General features: G+C 63.0%; 15 protein-coding genes. 7 read left to right on the forward strand and 8 right to left on the reverse strand.

The window, feature by feature from the left end:
- Positions 1-122 precede the first annotated feature (122 nt).
- Complete coding sequence (rsmI, locus tag PQR02_RS00230) at positions 123-1,001, forward strand: 16S rRNA (cytidine(1402)-2'-O)-methyltransferase (protein WP_408223712.1); 879 nt, start codon at positions 123-125, stop codon at positions 999-1,001.
- A gap of 134 nt (positions 1,002-1,135) precedes the next feature.
- Here rsmI and PQR02_RS00235 read toward each other — a convergent pair whose 3' ends face one another.
- Entirely contained in the window at positions 1,136-1,738 is a 603-nt protein-coding gene (locus PQR02_RS00235) for a septal ring lytic transglycosylase RlpA family protein (protein WP_408223715.1), read from the reverse strand.
- A 632-nt stretch (positions 1,739-2,370) separates the two neighbouring features.
- Between PQR02_RS00235 and PQR02_RS00240 the strand changes: the two genes are divergently transcribed.
- From PQR02_RS00240 to PQR02_RS00250, 3 genes are all read left to right on the forward strand, one after another.
- Positions 2,371-3,015: an MBL fold metallo-hydrolase gene (locus PQR02_RS00240; protein ID WP_408223718.1), complete on the forward strand. Its 645-nt coding sequence runs from the start codon at positions 2,371-2,373 to the stop codon at positions 3,013-3,015.
- Complete coding sequence (locus PQR02_RS00245) at positions 3,012-3,641, forward strand: 3'-5' exonuclease family protein (protein WP_408223721.1); 630 nt, start codon at positions 3,012-3,014, stop codon at positions 3,639-3,641. Before PQR02_RS00240 ends, PQR02_RS00245 begins: the two co-directional genes overlap by 4 nt.
- 89 nt (positions 3,642-3,730) lie before the next feature.
- Positions 3,731-4,189, forward strand: a complete 459-nt coding sequence (locus PQR02_RS00250) for an Lrp/AsnC family transcriptional regulator (protein ID WP_012431468.1) — start codon at positions 3,731-3,733, stop codon at positions 4,187-4,189.
- A gap of 71 nt (positions 4,190-4,260) precedes the next feature.
- On the opposite strand, the gene PQR02_RS00255 is transcribed toward PQR02_RS00250, so the two are convergent.
- From PQR02_RS00255 to PQR02_RS00265, 3 genes are all read right to left on the reverse strand, one after another.
- A complete protein-coding gene (locus PQR02_RS00255) occupies positions 4,261-5,511 on the reverse strand; it encodes a cation diffusion facilitator family transporter (RefSeq protein ID WP_408223724.1) in 1,251 nt (416 codons plus the stop codon).
- Between the two features lie 291 nt (positions 5,512-5,802).
- Complete coding sequence (locus tag PQR02_RS00260; RefSeq protein ID WP_408223727.1) at positions 5,803-6,105, reverse strand: H-NS histone family protein; 303 nt, start codon at positions 6,103-6,105, stop codon at positions 5,803-5,805.
- A 395-nt stretch (positions 6,106-6,500) separates the two neighbouring features.
- Entirely contained in the window at positions 6,501-7,163 is a 663-nt protein-coding gene (locus tag PQR02_RS00265) for a HugZ family pyridoxamine 5'-phosphate oxidase (protein WP_408223730.1), read from the reverse strand.
- Positions 7,164-7,360: 197 nt separating this feature from the next.
- Here PQR02_RS00265 and PQR02_RS00270 point away from each other — a divergent pair, with 197 nt between their 5' ends.
- Positions 7,361-8,575 (forward strand): MFS transporter, encoded by a 1,215-nt coding sequence (locus tag PQR02_RS00270; RefSeq protein ID WP_408223733.1) that lies wholly within the window; start codon positions 7,361-7,363, stop codon positions 8,573-8,575.
- A gap of 501 nt (positions 8,576-9,076) precedes the next feature.
- Here PQR02_RS00270 and PQR02_RS00275 read toward each other — a convergent pair.
- Complete coding sequence (locus PQR02_RS00275; RefSeq protein WP_408223736.1) at positions 9,077-10,222, reverse strand: branched-chain amino acid ABC transporter substrate-binding protein; 1,146 nt, start codon at positions 10,220-10,222, stop codon at positions 9,077-9,079.
- Between the two features lie 435 nt (positions 10,223-10,657).
- On the reverse strand, positions 10,658-11,758 hold the full coding sequence (locus PQR02_RS00280; RefSeq protein ID WP_408223740.1) for an NAD(P)H-dependent flavin oxidoreductase: 1,101 nt from the start codon (positions 11,756-11,758) through the stop codon (positions 10,658-10,660).
- Positions 11,759-12,033: 275 nt separating this feature from the next.
- Here PQR02_RS00280 and PQR02_RS00285 point away from each other — a divergent pair, with 275 nt between their 5' ends.
- Both PQR02_RS00285 and PQR02_RS00290 read left to right on the forward strand, forming a co-directional pair.
- Positions 12,034-12,732 carry a dienelactone hydrolase family protein gene (locus PQR02_RS00285; RefSeq protein WP_408223743.1) on the forward strand — a complete coding sequence of 233 codons (699 nt, stop codon included), beginning with the start codon at positions 12,034-12,036 and terminating at the stop codon, positions 12,730-12,732.
- Positions 12,733-13,003: 271 nt separating this feature from the next.
- Positions 13,004-14,524 carry an amidase gene (locus PQR02_RS00290; RefSeq protein WP_408223746.1) on the forward strand — a complete coding sequence of 507 codons (1,521 nt, stop codon included), beginning with the start codon at positions 13,004-13,006 and terminating at the stop codon, positions 14,522-14,524.
- A gap of 313 nt (positions 14,525-14,837) precedes the next feature.
- Here PQR02_RS00290 and PQR02_RS00295 read toward each other — a convergent pair whose 3' ends face one another.
- Together PQR02_RS00295 and PQR02_RS00300 are read right to left on the reverse strand one after the other, a co-directional pair.
- Positions 14,838-15,149, reverse strand: a complete 312-nt coding sequence (locus PQR02_RS00295) for a high-potential iron-sulfur protein (RefSeq protein ID WP_408223749.1) — start codon at positions 15,147-15,149, stop codon at positions 14,838-14,840.
- 134 nt (positions 15,150-15,283) lie between these two features.
- On the reverse strand, positions 15,284-16,390 hold the full coding sequence (locus tag PQR02_RS00300; protein ID WP_408223752.1) for an NAD(P)/FAD-dependent oxidoreductase: 1,107 nt from the start codon (positions 16,388-16,390) through the stop codon (positions 15,284-15,286).
- Positions 16,391-16,717 lie beyond the last annotated feature (327 nt).

A 16,717-nucleotide genomic window follows, 5' to 3' on the forward strand; every position in this document is an offset into this window, starting at 1 on the left:
TCGCGCCCGCTGCAATCGCCGCCTCAGACCGGCACACCCGCGCCTTTTCGCCGCCGCCAGGCCTGCGCAACCCCGCATGGCACAATGGCGGGCTCATTCCGTCCGTTTGCGTCTTCTGCCTCATGACTCCTCTCTCCGAACTCGCGCAAGGGCAGCAGTACCCCACCGCCGCGCTATATGTGGTGGCCACGCCGATCGGCAATATCGCCGACGTCACGCTGCGCGCGTTGCATGTGCTCGGACTCGTGGACCGCATCGCCGCCGAAGACACCCGCAACACTGGTCAATTGCTGGCGCGCTATGGCATCTCGAAACCGCTCGTCGCCGTGCATCAACACAATGAGCGAGCTGCGGCGCTGCGCCTGATCGAGCATCTGCAGGCAGGCGAGCGTGTGGCCTACGTGTCCGATGCGGGCACGCCCGGCATCTCCGACCCCGGCGCAAAACTCGTCGACGCCGTCCGCGAAGCCGGTTTCCCGGTCATCCCGCTGCCCGGTGCGAACGCGCTCGCGACGGCGTTGAGTGTGGCCGGCGACTGGGTCGCGACGTTCTCGTTCCTCGGCTTCCTGCCGCCGAAGGCAAAGGCCCGCGGCGCGATTTTGCAGTCGCTCGCCAACCATTCGCACGCGATGGTGTTCTACGAAGCGCCGCATCGCATCGTCGAAACGGTGCAGGCACTGGCCGACGCGTTCGGCGGCGCGCGCAAGCTGCTGATCGCACGTGAATTGACGAAGCTACATGAAGCGCTGCATCGCGGCACCCTGGCCGAAGGGCCAACGTGGCTTGCCGCCGACCCGAACCGGCAACGCGGTGAGTTCGTGCTGGTGGTGGAAGGCGCATCGACGGAAGCCGCCGGCGAGCAGGATCACGACGCGTTGCTGCGCATCCTGCTGGAAGAGTTGACGGTGAGCAGCGCGGCGAAAGTGGCGGCGGCCATCACTGGCACCTCGCGCAATGCGCTCTATACGCGCGCGTTGGCGCTGAAGGCGGAGGAAGAGTAAGACAGAGGAATAAAAGAAAGGGCCGTGGCAGTTTCGACTGCGCGGCCCTTGGTTTTTCTGCAGACACGGCATGCATGATCGCCGTGCCGGGCGGGCGCCACCAGCGCGTCCCAGACGCGCCAGCCGCGGCTATGTCACTTCTCGGCGCTCGAACCCGAGTTGGACGCCAGCGTCTCGTTCATCTCGGCGCGTGCTTCCTGCTGCGTCAGTCCGTCGATCTGGACCTGCGCCGTCCCGATATGGCGCATGTCGAGCGCAGCCGCGGCCGCCGCCGACAGGTCGATCACGCGACCGCGCGCGTACGGACCACGGTCGTTGATACGCACGACGATCGAGCGCGAGGTGGCCGGATTGGTCACGCGCACATACGAGCCGAGCGGCAGCGTACGATGCGCGGCCGTCAGCGCGTGCATGTCATAACGCTCGCCGTTAGCGGTACGGCGGCCATGAAAGAAACGACCGTACCACGATGCGCGGCCCGTCTGATGAAAGTCAGACACGTCCGTGCCGTCGTCCGTCAGAGGTTTCGCGTCGGCCAACGGAGTAGCCTGAGTTTCAACGCCGGAGGCCGGCGCGCTACCATAGGATTGCGGTCCGAAAGAGCCCGTTTGCGCAGTTGTCGTGCTGCGCGGCACATCGTTCGCAGACGTGTCACTGGCGCCCGGAGGCGTGGCGCAACCGGCCAGCACAAAAAAGGCAAAAAGAGTCCCCAGACTGCGGGATAACCGAGTTTTCATAAGACGTGCAATCAAATTGTCGAGCCGCATCACGCGAATTTGAGCGTGTTGCCTGCGACTCCGGCGGCAATGGACGACAACGCGCAGCGCGAAAAGCGCAGTACGTCAAGCCCGGATGCGACTTACTCAGCCGCTACCGCACGGTTAATTTTCACGTCTGGCGCAACCTGTCCCCGGCAGCCTGACCAGACCCCACATGCCGCCATCGAACGTGGCAAACACGTTCTTGCGCGCGAAACTCAGCGTGCAGGAACGGCGGCGTAGGCCCCACCCAGCGTCACGGCAGTTATGTCCGTTGCAGGCGCGCGGCGCCTGGCTGGGCAAGACGTGTGCATCGAACGGATCGATGCTTGATGGCCGTCCACAACCGCGACAGCCCATACTTGAATGACGATCCGCGGACCCGTTTTTGATGGGGACGCATCGTCGTGTGACATCACAGTTTCCTGTGCAATGACTGCATTATACCTAAAACAAAATTTTGGGATGGCAAGCACCTGAAAACCTTGATGAATTTTAACGATTGCTGCAAAAATAGGCAGACGAATGCCCACTCCGGCTGCCGTCCAAGCCTCGGTGACGAGCGGCGCGAGGCCGGTACAATCAACCTTTTTCCAGCGGCGTCGTCATCCATGAAAGTCACTTTGATCCCCGTCACGCCGTTCCAACAGAACAGCTCGCTGCTCGTTTGCGAGGCGACCGGACGCGCGTCCGTCGTCGATCCCGGCGGCGATCTCGATCTCATCCAGGGCGAAATCGCGCGCCAGAAAGTGACGATCGAAAAAGTCTTCCTGACTCACGGCCACATCGATCATTGCGCGGGTGCGAAGGCGCTGGCCACGCACTATGGCGTGCCGATCGAGGGCCCCCATCCCGACGAGCGCTTCTGGCTCGACAAGCTGCCGGATCAAAGCACGCGCTTCGGCTTCCCCGCCGCCGACGCCTTCGAGCCGGACCGCTGGCTGCAGGACGGCGAGACCGTGCGCTTCGGCGACGAAACGCTAGAGGTTTATCACTGCCCCGGTCACACGCCCGGTCACGTGGTGTTTTTCAGCCGCGCGCACCGGCTGGCGCTGGTGGGCGACGTACTGTTTGCCGGCTCGATCGGCCGCACGGATTTTCCGCGCGGCAATCACGCGGACCTGGTGCGCTCGATCCGCGAAAAACTCTGGCCGCTCGGCGACGACGTCACGTTCGTGCCGGGCCACGGACCCACCTCCACATTCGGCGCGGAACGCCGCACCAATCCCTATGTCGCCGACGGGGTGCAAGCATGAGCAGCGAAATCTACGTCAGCACGGATGTGGAAGCAGATGGTCCGATTCCCGGCCCGCATTCCATGCTGAGTTTCGCATCCGCCGCGTACACGGAAGACAAGCGGCTGATCGCCACTTTCTCCGCCAATCTCGAACTGCTCGACGGCGCCAGGCCGCATCCCGTGCAGGAAGCGTGGTGGAAGACCCAGCCCGACGCGTGGGCCGCCTGCCGCAAGGACTTGCAGGGTCCCGAGGCCGCGCTGACGGCCTATGTCGACTGGGTCGAGGCGCTGCCGGGCAAGCCGGTGTTCGTTGCAATGCCGGCCGGCTTCGACTTCACCTATATGTTCTGGTACATGATGCGGTTTGTCGGCCGTTGCCCGTTTTCCTGGTCGGCGCTCGATATCAAGACGCTGGCTTTCGCGATGACGGGGCTGCCGTACCGCAAGAACATCAAGCCGCGCTTTCCCAAGCACTGGTTCGACGATCACCCGCACACGCATGTCGCGCTGGACGACGCGATCGAACAGGGTGCGCTTTTCTGCAACATGCTCAAGGAGTTGCGCGCGAGTCAGGCGGCCCTGCTGATAGCCGCCAAAGAAGGGGACGACTCAGGACAAAACACCACCGGGCAACCAGCAAATTAGGCGATCTCCCTCGCGTAAGCCGTTTTACATTGCGTTTCGTTTTCGCGCCCTCTACCATGCGTTGATAGGCGACGCAAACGGAGGCGCAGTTGACCCTTGATACGTTCTCACAAAAAATCCTGCGCCTGCTGCAGCTGGACGCACGCCGCTCCGTGCAAGAGATTTCCGATCAGGTCGGTCTGTCGAGCACGCCATGCTGGCGGCGCATCAAGGACATGGAGCAATCGGGGGTTATCCAGCGCTACACGGCGCTGCTCGATCGGGAAAAGCTCGGGCTGCACGTGTGCGCGCTCGCGCATATCCACCTGACGCGCCACACCGAGGGGGGCGTCGAGCAGTTCGAGCGGGAAATCGCCACCTGCCCCGAAGTCACCGAGTGCTACAGCACCACCGGCGAATCCGATTACATCCTCAAGATCGTCGCGCCCGACATCAAGGCGTACGACAGCTTCCTGCACGAACGCATCTTCAAGATTCCGGCCGTCGCGCAGGTCCGCACGAGCGTCGTGCTGCGCGAAATCAAATTCGATACGCAATTGCCGCTGTGATGGGTTGAGCGGGACAAGCTGGCGCGCTGGTCGGCGGCGTGGTCGCGTGCCTGGTCGGAGTGGAGCGCAACTCACGCCGCGCTATGCGGTGCCGCGGCTCTGCCGCGAGCGCTTGCCGTGCCGCCTGGCGGCGGAGCCGCTGCGCCGCTGCCGGTTTCAGCCGTTGACGCATCCACTTCCCGCAGCACGTCCACCTTGCGGGCGCCCAGGCGGCGCTTGAGCGCTTCCAGATCGAGCCGCGCAGGCATCGGCGCGCTGCCGCTGTCCTGACCGCCGGAAGGCGCCGCCGGCAACACCATCTGCACGTCGAGCCCGGTGCTCAGGTAGTGAATGTTGACCGCCGTGGCTTTCATCGCGCTGCCCTCCAACGCCGCGTTGACCTCGTCGACCACCCGTTCCCGGCTCGGCAGACCGACCGGCGGGTGCGCCACCGCATCGTTCTCGGGATCGACGTGGATCAGCGCGTCGAGCACTCGGCTGTCGCTCAAGACGCGCAGCCGCGCCGACTCGGCAATGTAATGCCCCTCCGACACGGAGATCAGCGGATCGACCAGGATGTGGGCGTCGACAAGCGCAAAGTCGCCCATCTTGCGCGTGCGCAATTCGTGGACGTCCCGTACGCCGTGCGTCGCAAGCAGCAGCGCGCGCACGTCGGCGGTAGCGGCTTCGTCGAGCGCGCGGTCGGACAGATCCTGCAGCGCGTCCCAGCCGAACATCCAGCCCATGCGCGCCACCATGAAACCGACGATCGCAGCAGCGATGGGATCAAGCAGACGCACGCCGGCAAGACTGCCCACCACGCCGATTGCGACCACCAATGACGACGCCGCATCAGACCGCGCATGCCATGCATTCGCAATCAGCATGGCGGAACGCACACGCTGCGCTTCACGCAGCATGTAGCGAAAAAGGCTTTCTTTAGAAATCAATACCAATACGGCAACGGCAAGCGCACTTGCATGGACGGCGGGAATGCTTTGCAAATTGGCGAGCCGGGTTCCGGCGCGCCATAACATTCCGACGCCAACTGCAATTAACAATGCGCCCAGAAATAATGAAGCAACCGTTTCATAACGGCTATGTCCGTAATTGTGATCCGCATCGGGCTTCGCGCCGCTGTGCCGATTGGCAATCAGCACGACGAAATCGGAAATCAGATCCGCAAGTGAATGAATACCATCTGCGACGAGTGCCTGGGAATGGGCAAACATGCCGACGACGATTTGCAGCGTCATCAACGCGGTATTGAGGACAATACTCACAAACGTGCTTTTGCGCGCGACGCGGTGTTTCTCGGCAGATTGGGCGGCGGCGGTAGGCATCTCGGAATTGGGATGAAAAGTTCAATCCTCGTATTCTACCCGGCAGACTTCAGGGCAAGCGGCGGAGGCACCAAAAAAAATCCTTTTAAATCAGCCGGTTATCTAAACGAAAAGCATTCGTGTTTCAACTACAGGAAGCGCATATGACGAAACACCGGCGCCGGAAAACAAAAAACCGCGCCCTTGAACGGTACGCGGTTTCCGTTGCTACAGCAGTGCGCCATAAGCGCAGCCGAGTAATGCAATCCGTATGACTTGCAGGCCGCAAGCGCAAGCGCCTGCCCCCGGGTACTACTTCTGGATCAGAAATTTTTCGCGATCGAGACCTGCGATCCAACGCGGCGGCTTGCCACGGCCCGACCAGGTGCTGCCACTGTCCGGGTCACGATACTTCGGCGCCACGCCGGCGCGCGGACGAGCGGCTTTCACGCTCTTGGCTGCGCGGCCACCGCCGAGTTCAGTGAGCGAGATGCCGTAGTCGGCCATTTTCTGCTTGATTTCATTCAACACTTCTGCGTATTCGCGCGACTTCGCTTCTTCGATCTGCTTTTCGAGCTTCTCGCGCTGCGCGAGTAGTTCCTTGTAGGAAGACATAGGTTCCCTTATGGTTTGGATTAAATGACTGCCGGTCTGAAGCCGACTTGCCCTTTGAAGGTGATCATGCCTCGGAATTTGATGGCGAGATTAACACAAAATAGAAAGCCCGCAAAAGCACTCGCAAAAAATTAATTCGAATCCGTTTCAGAAACTTTCCCGCCGGCACTGGGTTGCGCGACTCCCTTTCGATTAGCTAATTTCGTATTTCGCTGAAAAGCCGGGTCGGAGTGGCATTTATGGAATTATTTATCAAAAAATGAAATTTTAGATAGCAATCCCGCATCAACATTTCATGCCATGAAAGCTTGAACCGGAACCCGCCGCTGGAGCCAATTGAGCGCATGCGCCATGCCGCTATTGGCACACTAGTGCTTCGCCAGATACCAGTGGAATTAATTGGCGTGCCGTTGGATGCAAACTTCAAGCGCCGTATGCAAGGATTCGATACCGGGCTTGGCTCCACCGAAGGCGAACCGGTTACGCACGCCATCCAGTTTCAGGTCCGCGCCATAGCGGTCGATGCCGAGCACTTCAAATGCGCCAGCGTTGACGCTTGAACGGCTGAATTCTTCAATGAGCGCGTTCTCTTCATCGAAACTGAGCGGCGCCAACGGATCGAGTTCCGCGCCGCCCAGCCATCCCATTGCGCCGAAGCCACCGATATATCGCAACCGTTCGAGCCGCATGGTCCAGAAAGTGAAGTCGCCGAGAACGAGATAGCGCTCCGCATCCGGCTGATAGCGAAGGTAACGCCGCACGACTTCCGGCGTCGGGTCGACCGGTTCAAAAGTGCCCAGCAGCGTGACACGTTGGCCGCTCAGCACGTCGCCGTCGGGTGCATCGACCACCAGAAAGCCCGCGCGCGGGTCGGCATGCAGGTTGTGGGTGTGCTCGGCGAGCCGGCTCACCAGAATCGTCGGGCGATGCCGGGGGTCCGGCGCGAACGGCAGCATCGACGGATAAGGGAAGCCTTCCGGCTGGCGCGCGTGCGTGGCGAGCGTGCCGACCGCGGCAGTGTGCAGCAGATGCAACGGAGCGTGAGCGGGGATGTTCAAGAGCGCATACCTCGGTGGAAGGGCCATGCATGGCGAAAAGTCGGATCAGGCGAACCGGCCTGCCGCCAGTCGCATTCAAAACGAATGATCATCAGTATCCGGCAGCGGCCTTCCAAGCATAAGACAGCACGCTTCGCTAGAATCGAAAATCCGCTTTAGATGTGCTTTCTCACGCGGCAGCCCTCCACGAGATCTCAGTGCCCGACCACCAAACCTCCGAATTCGCCGTCCTTCCCGCCGCTCATCGCGACCTGTCCGACACCGCGCGGCAACGGGCCCGCTTCGCCACGATGGCCGTGTTCTTCATCGCGGGCATGATGTACGCGTCCTGGGGGGTGCATGTGCCGACGGTGCGCGACCGCTTCCAGTTGAACGCGGCCATGCTCTCGTTCGCGCTGCTGGCCGTGGCCGGCGGTTCGATCGGCGCGATGGCGGCAAATGCTTCGTGGATCGTGCGGGTCGGCACACGCCGCGCGTGCCTGGCGGGCGGCCTCGTGATGGCGGTGTGCGCGGCGCTGATTCTGGTCGTGCCGGCGTACTGGATGCTGCTGGTCGTGCTGGCCACGTTCGGCGCGGGCCTGGCCACGCTCGACGTTGCAATGAATGCCGAAGCCAGCGCAGTCGAGAAGGCGCTCGGCAAGCCGATCATGTCGTCGTTGCACGGCATGTTCAGTATCGGCGGGATGTTCGGGGCGGCGGCCGGCGGCGCGTTGCTGTCGCGCGGGATGGCGCCGGCGCTGCATCTCGCGCTCGCTGCGGCGGTCAGCGCGCTGGTCCTCGTGATGGCCTGCCCGTCCGTCTTGCCGCACGTGCCACACGCCGAGCACCCGGACTCCGCCACGCCGCGCGCGAGCCGCTGGCGCTCGCCGGCGCTGTGGGCGCTCGGCACGATGGCGCTGGTCGCGCTGATCGCGGAAGGCGCGATGTACGACTGGGCCACCGTCTACATGCGCGATGTCGTGCTGGCCTCTCCCGCGCTCGCCAGCGCGGCCTACGCGGCGTTTTCGGGCGGCATGGCGGCGGCGCGTTTTGCCGGCGACGCGGTGCGCGCCCGCTTCGGCGCGCCGCAACTCGTGATGATGAGCGCGACGCTCGCGTGCGCCGGCATGGTCGACGCCCTGCTGCTGCCGAATTCGGTCGCCGCGCTCGTGGGCTTCGCGCTGATCGGGCTTGGCCTCGCGAACATGATGCCGGTGCTGTTCGCGGCGGCGGCGAGCGTGAAGGGCATTCACGCGGCAGAGGGGCTCGCGCACGTCGCGGGGCTGGCGTACTTCGGGCTGCTGCTCGGGCCGGTGATCATCGGTGCGGTGACGCAACTGACCAATCTGACGATCGGGTTGTCGGTCGTCGCGGTGTGTTCCGCATTGATCGCCGCCGTCGGGCCGAAGGTGCTGCGGCGTTTGAAGATCTGAAGCCTGGGCGTGCGGCGGCTGCGTCGGCTCATGTAACGCCGGGTGGAATCCCTGCTTGCGTCATGTTGCGCGAGGGCAGTGCGCCGGTGTGTTGCGCGACGCATCATTCGCGGTGAGTGGCGTGGCGCCAGGGCCAAAAAACGAACGCGCCGGTGACTACGAGCGCCCCGGTCTGAACGTAGTACTACTCAAAGACCACTCCGCTTGACGCGACCCCAATCCCAACCGCGCAAACGATTGCGCGAGCGCATCGCTCCATGAAAATAAGCACTCCAAGGCACCTTACCGTACCGCGTCGAGCAGCAGAACCTTGAATAATCCAGCGGCGCCAGTCGTCGACCTAACCGCTCGCCACGACTTCGGCATTCCTCATACCGAGCCGTCGCCCCGCAGTCCCCTCTTCCCGCGCCCAAGAGAAAAGGCACGCAAGCCTCACAGCTCACGTGCCTTTTTAACCTGCTAACCGAAGCCAGCGAATCCGCCGACCTCGACCGCGCGGATTTACATCTTCACCACGTCGAGCAGCGTCTTCTTGCCCGACTTGTAGTTGTACAGCGAGATCACGCCGTGTTGAAGGTCGCCCTTCGAGTCGAACGTGGTTTCACCGATCACACCCTTGTAGTCGGTGCTCGGCATCGCTGCCAGGATCTTGGCCGGATCGGTCGAGTTCGCGCGCTTCATTGCGTCGACGATGATGTACACAGCGTCATACGTGAACGGAGCGTAGATCTGGATGGGCTGACCGAAACGCTTCTGATATTTGGCGAGGAACGCTGCGCCGCCCGACATCTTTTCGAGCGCCATACCGGCTTCCGAGCAAACGATGTTGTCGGTTGCGTCACCAGCCAGATCCGACAGCTTGTCGGTACAGACGCCGTCACCCGCCAGCACCTTCGCGCGCAGGCCGAGCTGCTTGGCTTGCTTCGCGAACGGGCCGCCGGTGGCATCCATGCCGCCGTACATGATCGCATCCGGGTTTTCGCCCTTGATCTTCGTCAGAATCGCGCGGAAATCGACGGCCTTGTCGTTCGTCGCGTCATGCGACATCACGTTCAGGCCCAGTGATTTGGCGGTCTTTTCGAATTCGTTCGCGAGACCCTGGCCATAAGCGGTCGAATCGTCGACGATCGCGACGCTCTTCACTTTCATGCCCTTCGCTGCGTAGTTGGCCAGTGCCGGACCTTGCTGCGCGTCGGTCGCAACGACGCGGTACGTCGTCTTGAAGCCTTGTTGCGTGTAGGCCGGGTTCGTTGCCGACGGCGAAATCTGCACGATGCCTGCATCGCTATAGATCTTCGACGCCGGAATCGACGTGCCCGAGTTCAAGTGACCGACGACTGCGACGACCTTGTCGTCGACCAGTTTCTGGGCGACTTGAGTTGCCGTGCGCGGGTCGGCCGCATCGTCTTGCGGATCGAGTTGCAGCGTGATTTTCTGGCCAGCGATCGTCAGGCCCTTGGCGTTGATTTCTTCAACTGCCAGGCGCGCGCCGTTTTCGTTGTCTTTACCCAGGTGAGCGATCCCGCCGGTCAACGGCGCGACGTGACCGATCTTGACGACCGTGTCGGCCGCAGCCGATGTTGCCAACGTTGCGAACAGCATCACCGCAGCGCTGATCGGCAACAGCTTTTGAATCTTGATGTTCATGTAAGTCTCCAGTTTCGATCCCAAAAACAACGTAATCGCCCTGTGCCCCCGCTTCCCCAAACACGTGTCGCTCAGTCCCGTGGACGATCACGCCGGTTGCATCGTTCATGCACTTGGCGAGCACGTTTGCCGGACTGTTTGTGACAGGCGGCAAACCGTACTTGCGCGCAAGTGTAGGCGATCAAATTAATTTGTGGGACTTTTTTGAGTAAGTGGGATGAACACCAATAGCGTTTATCCCACCGGGCCTGGTCCGGACTGGATTGACTGGCTGGAAAGCGCCGACCCGTGCGGGTTTCCGCTAGGTGAGGTTTTATTCTAAAGCGTGCGGTTGGGCACTTTTCGCGGGCAAAACCATTAGTGCTTCGAACCGCCTTTGTACTGAATAGCGGGCGCGTCGCATGGGCTGGGAGACGCGCCCGTCGTGATGCCGATTCAGCGTTCGAGCGCGGCGATCCGTGCGGCCGCGGCACGCCATTCCTGCTCGATTTGCGCGACCAGTTCGGCCGCGCCGAGATCTTCGCGACGTGCCCGGCCCAGGGGTGCACCCTGGCCCGCCCACAAAGAAAGATAATCGCCGTTCTGCGAGCGGCTCGCGCTTTGACGCAGTTCCTGTGTCAAAGCATTTTGCACGGGATACGGCGCGATCTTGTCCATCGTTTCGCTCAAGCGCCGCATCAACGGATTGCGGATGCCGCGCGCGTGACGGCCGGTGATTGCGCACGTGACCGAAGTCGACGTGTCGGACATGGCGCGCACGCGGGTTTTCCATGCCTGCGGTACAGCGCTTTCGCGACACGTGAGAAACGCGGTGCCCATCACCGCGGCTTGCGCGCCGAGCGCGAGTGCGGCCACGACGCCGCGACCGTCCATGATGCCGCCGGCGGCCAGCACCGGCAGCCCGGTTTCGTCGACCAGCTGCGGCACGAGCGCCATCGTGCCGATCAGCGCCTCCTCGAATGCACCGATGAAAGTGCCGCGATGCGCGCCCGCCTCCGCGCCTTGTGCGGCGATCGCATCGGCGCCGGCGTCGCGCCAGGTGACGCCTTCGGCAACGTGCGTCGCGGTGCCTATTACATATAGGCCGTTCGCATGCAGCCGGGCGACATCGTCGGCCGGAAGCAGTCCGAACGTGAAGCTCGCGACCGGCACGCGCAATTCGATCAGTGTCTCGAGTTGCGCGCGGAAATCCGGCGCATAACGTGCGAGCGGCTGTCCCGGCGGCAAACCGAGGCCGGCTCGCAGCGGATCGATCGCTTCGAGCGCGCGGCGCACGGTGGCATCGTCCGGCGCGGCCGGTTCGAGTACGAAGAGATTCACGCCGAATGGACGATCGGTCAGCGCGCGAATCGCCGCGACTTCACTGGCGATCTTTTCCGGCGGCAGCGCCGCGCCCGCCAAAAAACCCAACCCGCCCGCATTCGATACCGCCGCCGCCATCTCGGGCGTGGTCGCGCCGGCCATCGGCGCCTGCACGACGGGGACGCGCATTTCAAAGCGCTGCGCGAACGGCGTCACAAAACTGCCTTCAGTCATGATCGTTTCCTTTTCCAGCGATACGCTCGCACACAAGCAAGCCGACACGGCCGACTGTACCGGCGCGAGCCGCAGCGGAAAAATGAATTATCGAGAATGTTTCAATCGCCTTACGAGAATAGCGGCGCGCGACACGGCCCGCGAAGCCGCGCCTGGCCTCACTGCACGCCGTTTCTTTTGATGGCAAACTATCCGCCCGCTTCGGGCACTTTTGGCCTCTGGCATTTCGTTAAGACCGAGCTCGCGCGGCATCGCGCGGATCAATGGAGAACAACATGAGCACGACTTCCCGATGGATCGACATCCCCGTCGGCAACGACAGTTTCGGCGGCTACCTGGCGCTGCCCAAAGGCGGCAAGGGTCCGGCCGTCATCATCATTCAGGAAATCTTCGGTGTGAACGGGCATATCCGCTCGGTCGCGGATCAGTACGCGCAAGACGGTTATGTCGCGCTCGCGCCGGACGTGTTCTGGCGCGTGCAGCCGCGCGTCGAATTGACGTATGACGGCGCGGATCGCAACAAGGGCATCGAGCTGATGCAAAAGACCAACGTCGATCAGGCCGTGTCCGACATCGGCGCAGCCGCGGCGGCGTTGCGCGCGATGCCGGAAGTCACCGGCAAGGTTGCGGCGATCGGCTACTGCTTCGGCGGTCGGCTCGCGTATCTGGCCGCGGCGCAAGGCTCGGTCGACGGCGCGGTCGCTTACTACGGCGGCGGCATCCAGAACCAGCTCGACCAGGCCTCGAAGGTCAAGGTGCCGATGCAGTTCCACTACGGCGAACTCGATGCGCACATTCCGCTGTCGGACGTCGGCCAGGTTCAGGAGCGCTTCGCGGGCCGCGGCGACGTCGAATTCCACATTTATCCGAACGCCGATCATGGCTTCAACTGCTCGGAGCGCGCGTCGTATAACCAGCGTGCCTCCGCGCTCGCGCATGGCCGCACACTGACCTTCCTTGGCGAGCGCCTGTAACTCGACGCTGCGGTGCGATTCAGCAATCTGCTTTAGTAACCGGCTTCAATGGCCCGCGTTCTGAATTCACGCATTTATATGGGCGTTTTTGAATCCGCGTGAGTCACGCTTGCGTGCACTCGGTTACTCTCTCAAAAGACGGCGTGTCGCTGACACGCCGTCTTTTTCCATGCGTGACGATCGACCCGGCGACGGGAAGCCCAGTAAAGCGGGTTCATTGCATGCATACGCCAGCGGCAGAAACACATTAGATAGTGAGGACCCATCCTTCGTGCAATCAGACTATCTCGCCCATGACGCCATCGGCCTCGCCGAACTGGTGCGCACCGGCCAGGCCAGCGCGCGCGAATTGCTCGACATCGCGATCTCGCGCACCGAGGCTGTCAATCCCGCGATCAATGCAATTGTGCTGAAGGACTACGACGCGGCGCGTCAGCGCGCGTCGCGCGACGACGCGAACCGGACAAAGAATGGCGCGAACGGAGCGGAAAGCGCGAGCACACAAACTGCACTGGCGGGCGTGCCTTATCTGATCAAGGACCTCGGCGCGCCGGTCGCCGGACTGCGCATGGCGATGGGCAGCCGCCACTACCGCCACTTCATTCCCGAGGAGGATGCGCCGGTAGTCACACTCGCGAAGGCCGCCGGCCTCAACATCTTCGCCAAGACGAGCACCTCCGAACTCGGCCAGATGCCTTATACGGAGCCCGAACTATTCGGCGCGTGCCGCAATCCGTGGAATCTCGACCATACACCCGGCGGCTCGAGCGGCGGCGCGGCAGCGGCCGTCGCGGCCGGCATCGTACCGCTCGCACACGCGTCGGACGGCGGCGGCTCGATCCGCATTCCGGCTTCGTGCTGCGGACTGTTCGGCCTCAAACCGTCGCGCGGACGCGTACCGCGTGCGTCGCCCGCCAGCGCCGGCGAGCTCGGTATCGATCACGCGGTCTCGCGTAGCGTGCGCGACAGCGCGTTGCTGCTCGATCTGCTCGGCGGCAATGCCGAGCGACCGCTCGGCGCGCCGGGTACTTTTCTGGCCGCGAGCCGCGAGCCGTGCAAGCCGCTGAACATCGCCTACGTGACCGAAGGAATGCTGGCGCCGACGCTGTCGCCCGACTCTCGCGCCGCGCTCGACGACGCCGCGCAACTCGCCATTTCGCTCGGCCATAACATCGAGCCGGTGTCGCTAGGCATCGATTTCGCGGCGGTCCGCCATGCGTTTCTCACGCTGTGGTCGGTGACCGCCGAGGACCTGGTGCTGAACGCCGAACGCATCACCGGCCACAAACCGCTGCGCGCCGAATTCGAAATTTCGACGTGGGCGATGGCGCATGTCGGCCGCAAGTTAGGCGAACGCGGCCTGCCTGCCGCGCTCGAAGAACAGCGCCGCATCACCGAACGGCTCACCGATCTGCTGCAGCGTTACGACGCGATCCTGTGCGCGACGCTTGCCGCGCCGCCGATCAAGATCGGCGAGATGCAGCCCACCTCGGCGGAGCGCATGCAAATGCGCGCGGTCACCGCCATGCCGCTCGAATCGCTGATGAAGAAGCTGCTGACCGAAGCATCGAACAAGGCGTTTGCCTGGGCGGGATGCACGGAGTTGTTCAACCTGAGTGGCCAGCCGGCGATGTCAGTGCCGCTTTACTGGAATGCGCGCGGGCTGCCGGTCGGCGTGCAATTCGCCGCGCGTGCCGGCGGCGAGGCGACGCTGTTGCGGCTGGCGGCGCAACTCGAAGCGGCGCGGCCATGGTTCGACAAGCGGCCACCGTTGATGAAGGCGCGCAGTTAGCAGAAGCAGCGCCGTCTACGCTCGTCACGCGGTAAGTCGCGAAAGAGCGGCGCGCACGGCGTGTGCATGCCGCTCGAGCAAGGTCGCTTCAGACGCCGTTGCGCATGAGGCAACGTGAGAGAAGGCAGCGCGCCGACCAGCCTGCTTGATCGCCTCAACGCATGCGCATAAAAAGCGCAGGCTGTTTCCGACACAGTAAAAAGGCGCCTGCCGCGTGCAACGGAAGACGCCTCGACAATCTGCCTTCGATGAAGCGCCGCGATCATTCGGCGCATCGCGCGCGACGTTTGTCGTGCGCCGCGCTTCAGCGCATTCAGCTCTTCTTGTTATATGCGCTGCACCAACCCTTGCTCGAGACCTGCTTGCCCGCGAACATCGGGCAGCCCGCATAGGCATCGGTGGGCTTGCCCTGGTAGAAGCTGCAATTGCCGCAATCCTGACCCGCGGCATATTTGGCGAACTTCGCTTTGTCGACTTTGCTCGCGTCTTCCTTATAGCCGAGCGCTTGCGCGGTCGGATCGGATTCGGTGACTTTAGGTGCATCGGCGAAAGCCTGGCGCGACAGCGCGAACGTGGACGCCACACCGATACTGGTGATCAAAAACGTACGACGGGAAGATTTCATGGGGACTCACTCCGTTTATATGAACGACTCGCCGTTCTGACGACAGCGGTCCCCAAGCATAGCAATGAAGCCGTCGCGCGTGACGGCCCAAATGATAGAGATAACCGAATTGGTAAAACCCGCGCTGGACGGCGTTAAGCGCGCCCGCTCAATTCGCACACACGCTGCGCGATCGCCAGCGCCGCCGTCAAACCCGGCGACTCGATGCCGAACAGATTGACGAGCCCGCGCACGCCGTGCGCAGCTGGCCCTTGAATCACGAAGTCGGCGGCGGGTTCGCCCGGGCCCGAAAGCTTTGGACGGATGCCCGCATACGCGGGCTGCAAGGCGTCGTCGGGCAGCGCGGGCCAATACGCGCGAATCGCCGCATAAAACGATTCCGCGCGACGCGGATCGACATCGTAATTGATCGTGTCGACCCATTCGACATCCGGACCGAAGCGCGCCTGACCGCCGAGATCGATGGTCAGATGCACGCCGAGCCCGGCCTCGTTCGGCATCGGATAAATCAGGCGGCTGAATGGCGCGCGCCCCGAGATGCTGAAGTAGTTGCCGCGCGCCAGATAGAGCGGCGGCACGTGACGCGCATCGAGTCCGCGAATCTTGCGGGCCAGCGCGTTCGCCTGCAGCCCCGCGCTGTTGATCACGCACGCGGCGCTGATCGTGGTCGGCGCATCGCCGCCCACCGTGATGACGAAGCGTCCATTGCTCGCTTCGATGGCCTTTACCGGCGCATGAAACGCGCACACCGCGCCGTCGCGTTCGGCGTCGCCCTGAAGCGATAGCATCAACTGATGGCTATCGACGATACCCGTCTGCGGCGAGAACACCGCCTCGACACATTCGAGCGCCGGTTCGAGCGCTTGCGCCTGGTCGCCGCTGATACGCATCAGGTCGAGCACACCGTTGTCGCGCCCCTTGGCCATGATGCTTTCGAGCTGAGGAATCTGGTGACGCGAAGTCGCGACCAGCAACTTGCCACAGCGCGAATGCGGGACGTTGTGCTCCGCGCAATAGTCGTACAGCATCTCGCGGCCGCGCACGCAGAGCGAGGCTTTCAACGAACCGCGCGGATAGTAGATGCCCGCGTGGATCACTTCGCTGTTGCGCGAGCTGGTGCCCACGCCGATCGCTTCGGCGGCTTCCAGCACGATCACCTCGCGCCCGCGCGCCGCCAGCGCGCGCGCCACCGCGAGGCCAATCACGCCGGCGCCGATCACTACACATTCGATTTGGTCCATGTCCCTTGACGCGGCCGACATCGCCGCGCGCTGCCTCGTTCACCGATAGAGAGAAAGACAGGATGCGACTCTCGTGTGCCGCACACCGCTCGTTGTGGAACGCACCTGCCTTATCGCAACCGCCACGCAAAATTGTACGATGCCGCACAGATAGAAATGCCCGCACGTCGGAACGACTGCGGGCATTCGGTCTTGAGCGCGGCTCAACCGTAGCGGCCGGACTGATCAGTGTACGCCGTCGAAGATCGGAGCGCTTGCTTCTTCGCACGCGCGATGGACTCGATGGACTGAGCGACCGGTTCGGCTCAATTGAACATCCGGCGGGCG

Source organism: Paraburkholderia sediminicola, assembly GCF_046026895.1.
Classification (GTDB): domain Bacteria; phylum Pseudomonadota; class Gammaproteobacteria; order Burkholderiales; family Burkholderiaceae; genus Paraburkholderia; species Paraburkholderia sediminicola_C.

Bases quoted from the DNA above. Each gene is read 5' to 3' on its own strand.
- PQR02_RS00300 (WP_408223752.1), bottom strand. From the start codon at position 16,390: ATGGACCAAATCGAATGTGTAGTGATCGGCGCCGGCGTGATTGGCCTC.
- PQR02_RS00280 (WP_408223740.1), bottom strand. From the start codon at position 11,758: ATGACTGAAGGCAGTTTTGTGACGCCGTTCGCGCAGCGCTTTGAAATG.
- PQR02_RS00235 (WP_408223715.1), bottom strand. From the start codon at position 1,738: ATGAAAACTCGGTTATCCCGCAGTCTGGGGACTCTTTTTGCCTTTTTT.
- PQR02_RS00255 (WP_408223724.1), bottom strand. From the start codon at position 5,511: ATGCCTACCGCCGCCGCCCAATCTGCCGAGAAACACCGCGTCGCGCGC.
- PQR02_RS00295 (WP_408223749.1), bottom strand. From the start codon at position 15,149: ATGAAATCTTCCCGTCGTACGTTTTTGATCACCAGTATCGGTGTGGCG.
- rsmI (WP_408223712.1), top strand. From the start codon at position 123: ATGACTCCTCTCTCCGAACTCGCGCAAGGGCAGCAGTACCCCACCGCC.
- PQR02_RS00245 (WP_408223721.1), top strand. From the start codon at position 3,012: ATGAGCAGCGAAATCTACGTCAGCACGGATGTGGAAGCAGATGGTCCG.
- PQR02_RS00240 (WP_408223718.1), top strand. From the start codon at position 2,371: ATGAAAGTCACTTTGATCCCCGTCACGCCGTTCCAACAGAACAGCTCG.
- PQR02_RS00275 (WP_408223736.1), bottom strand. From the start codon at position 10,222: ATGAACATCAAGATTCAAAAGCTGTTGCCGATCAGCGCTGCGGTGATG.
- PQR02_RS00260 (WP_408223727.1), bottom strand. From the start codon at position 6,105: ATGTCTTCCTACAAGGAACTACTCGCGCAGCGCGAGAAGCTCGAAAAG.
- PQR02_RS00285 (WP_408223743.1), top strand. From the start codon at position 12,034: ATGAGCACGACTTCCCGATGGATCGACATCCCCGTCGGCAACGACAGT.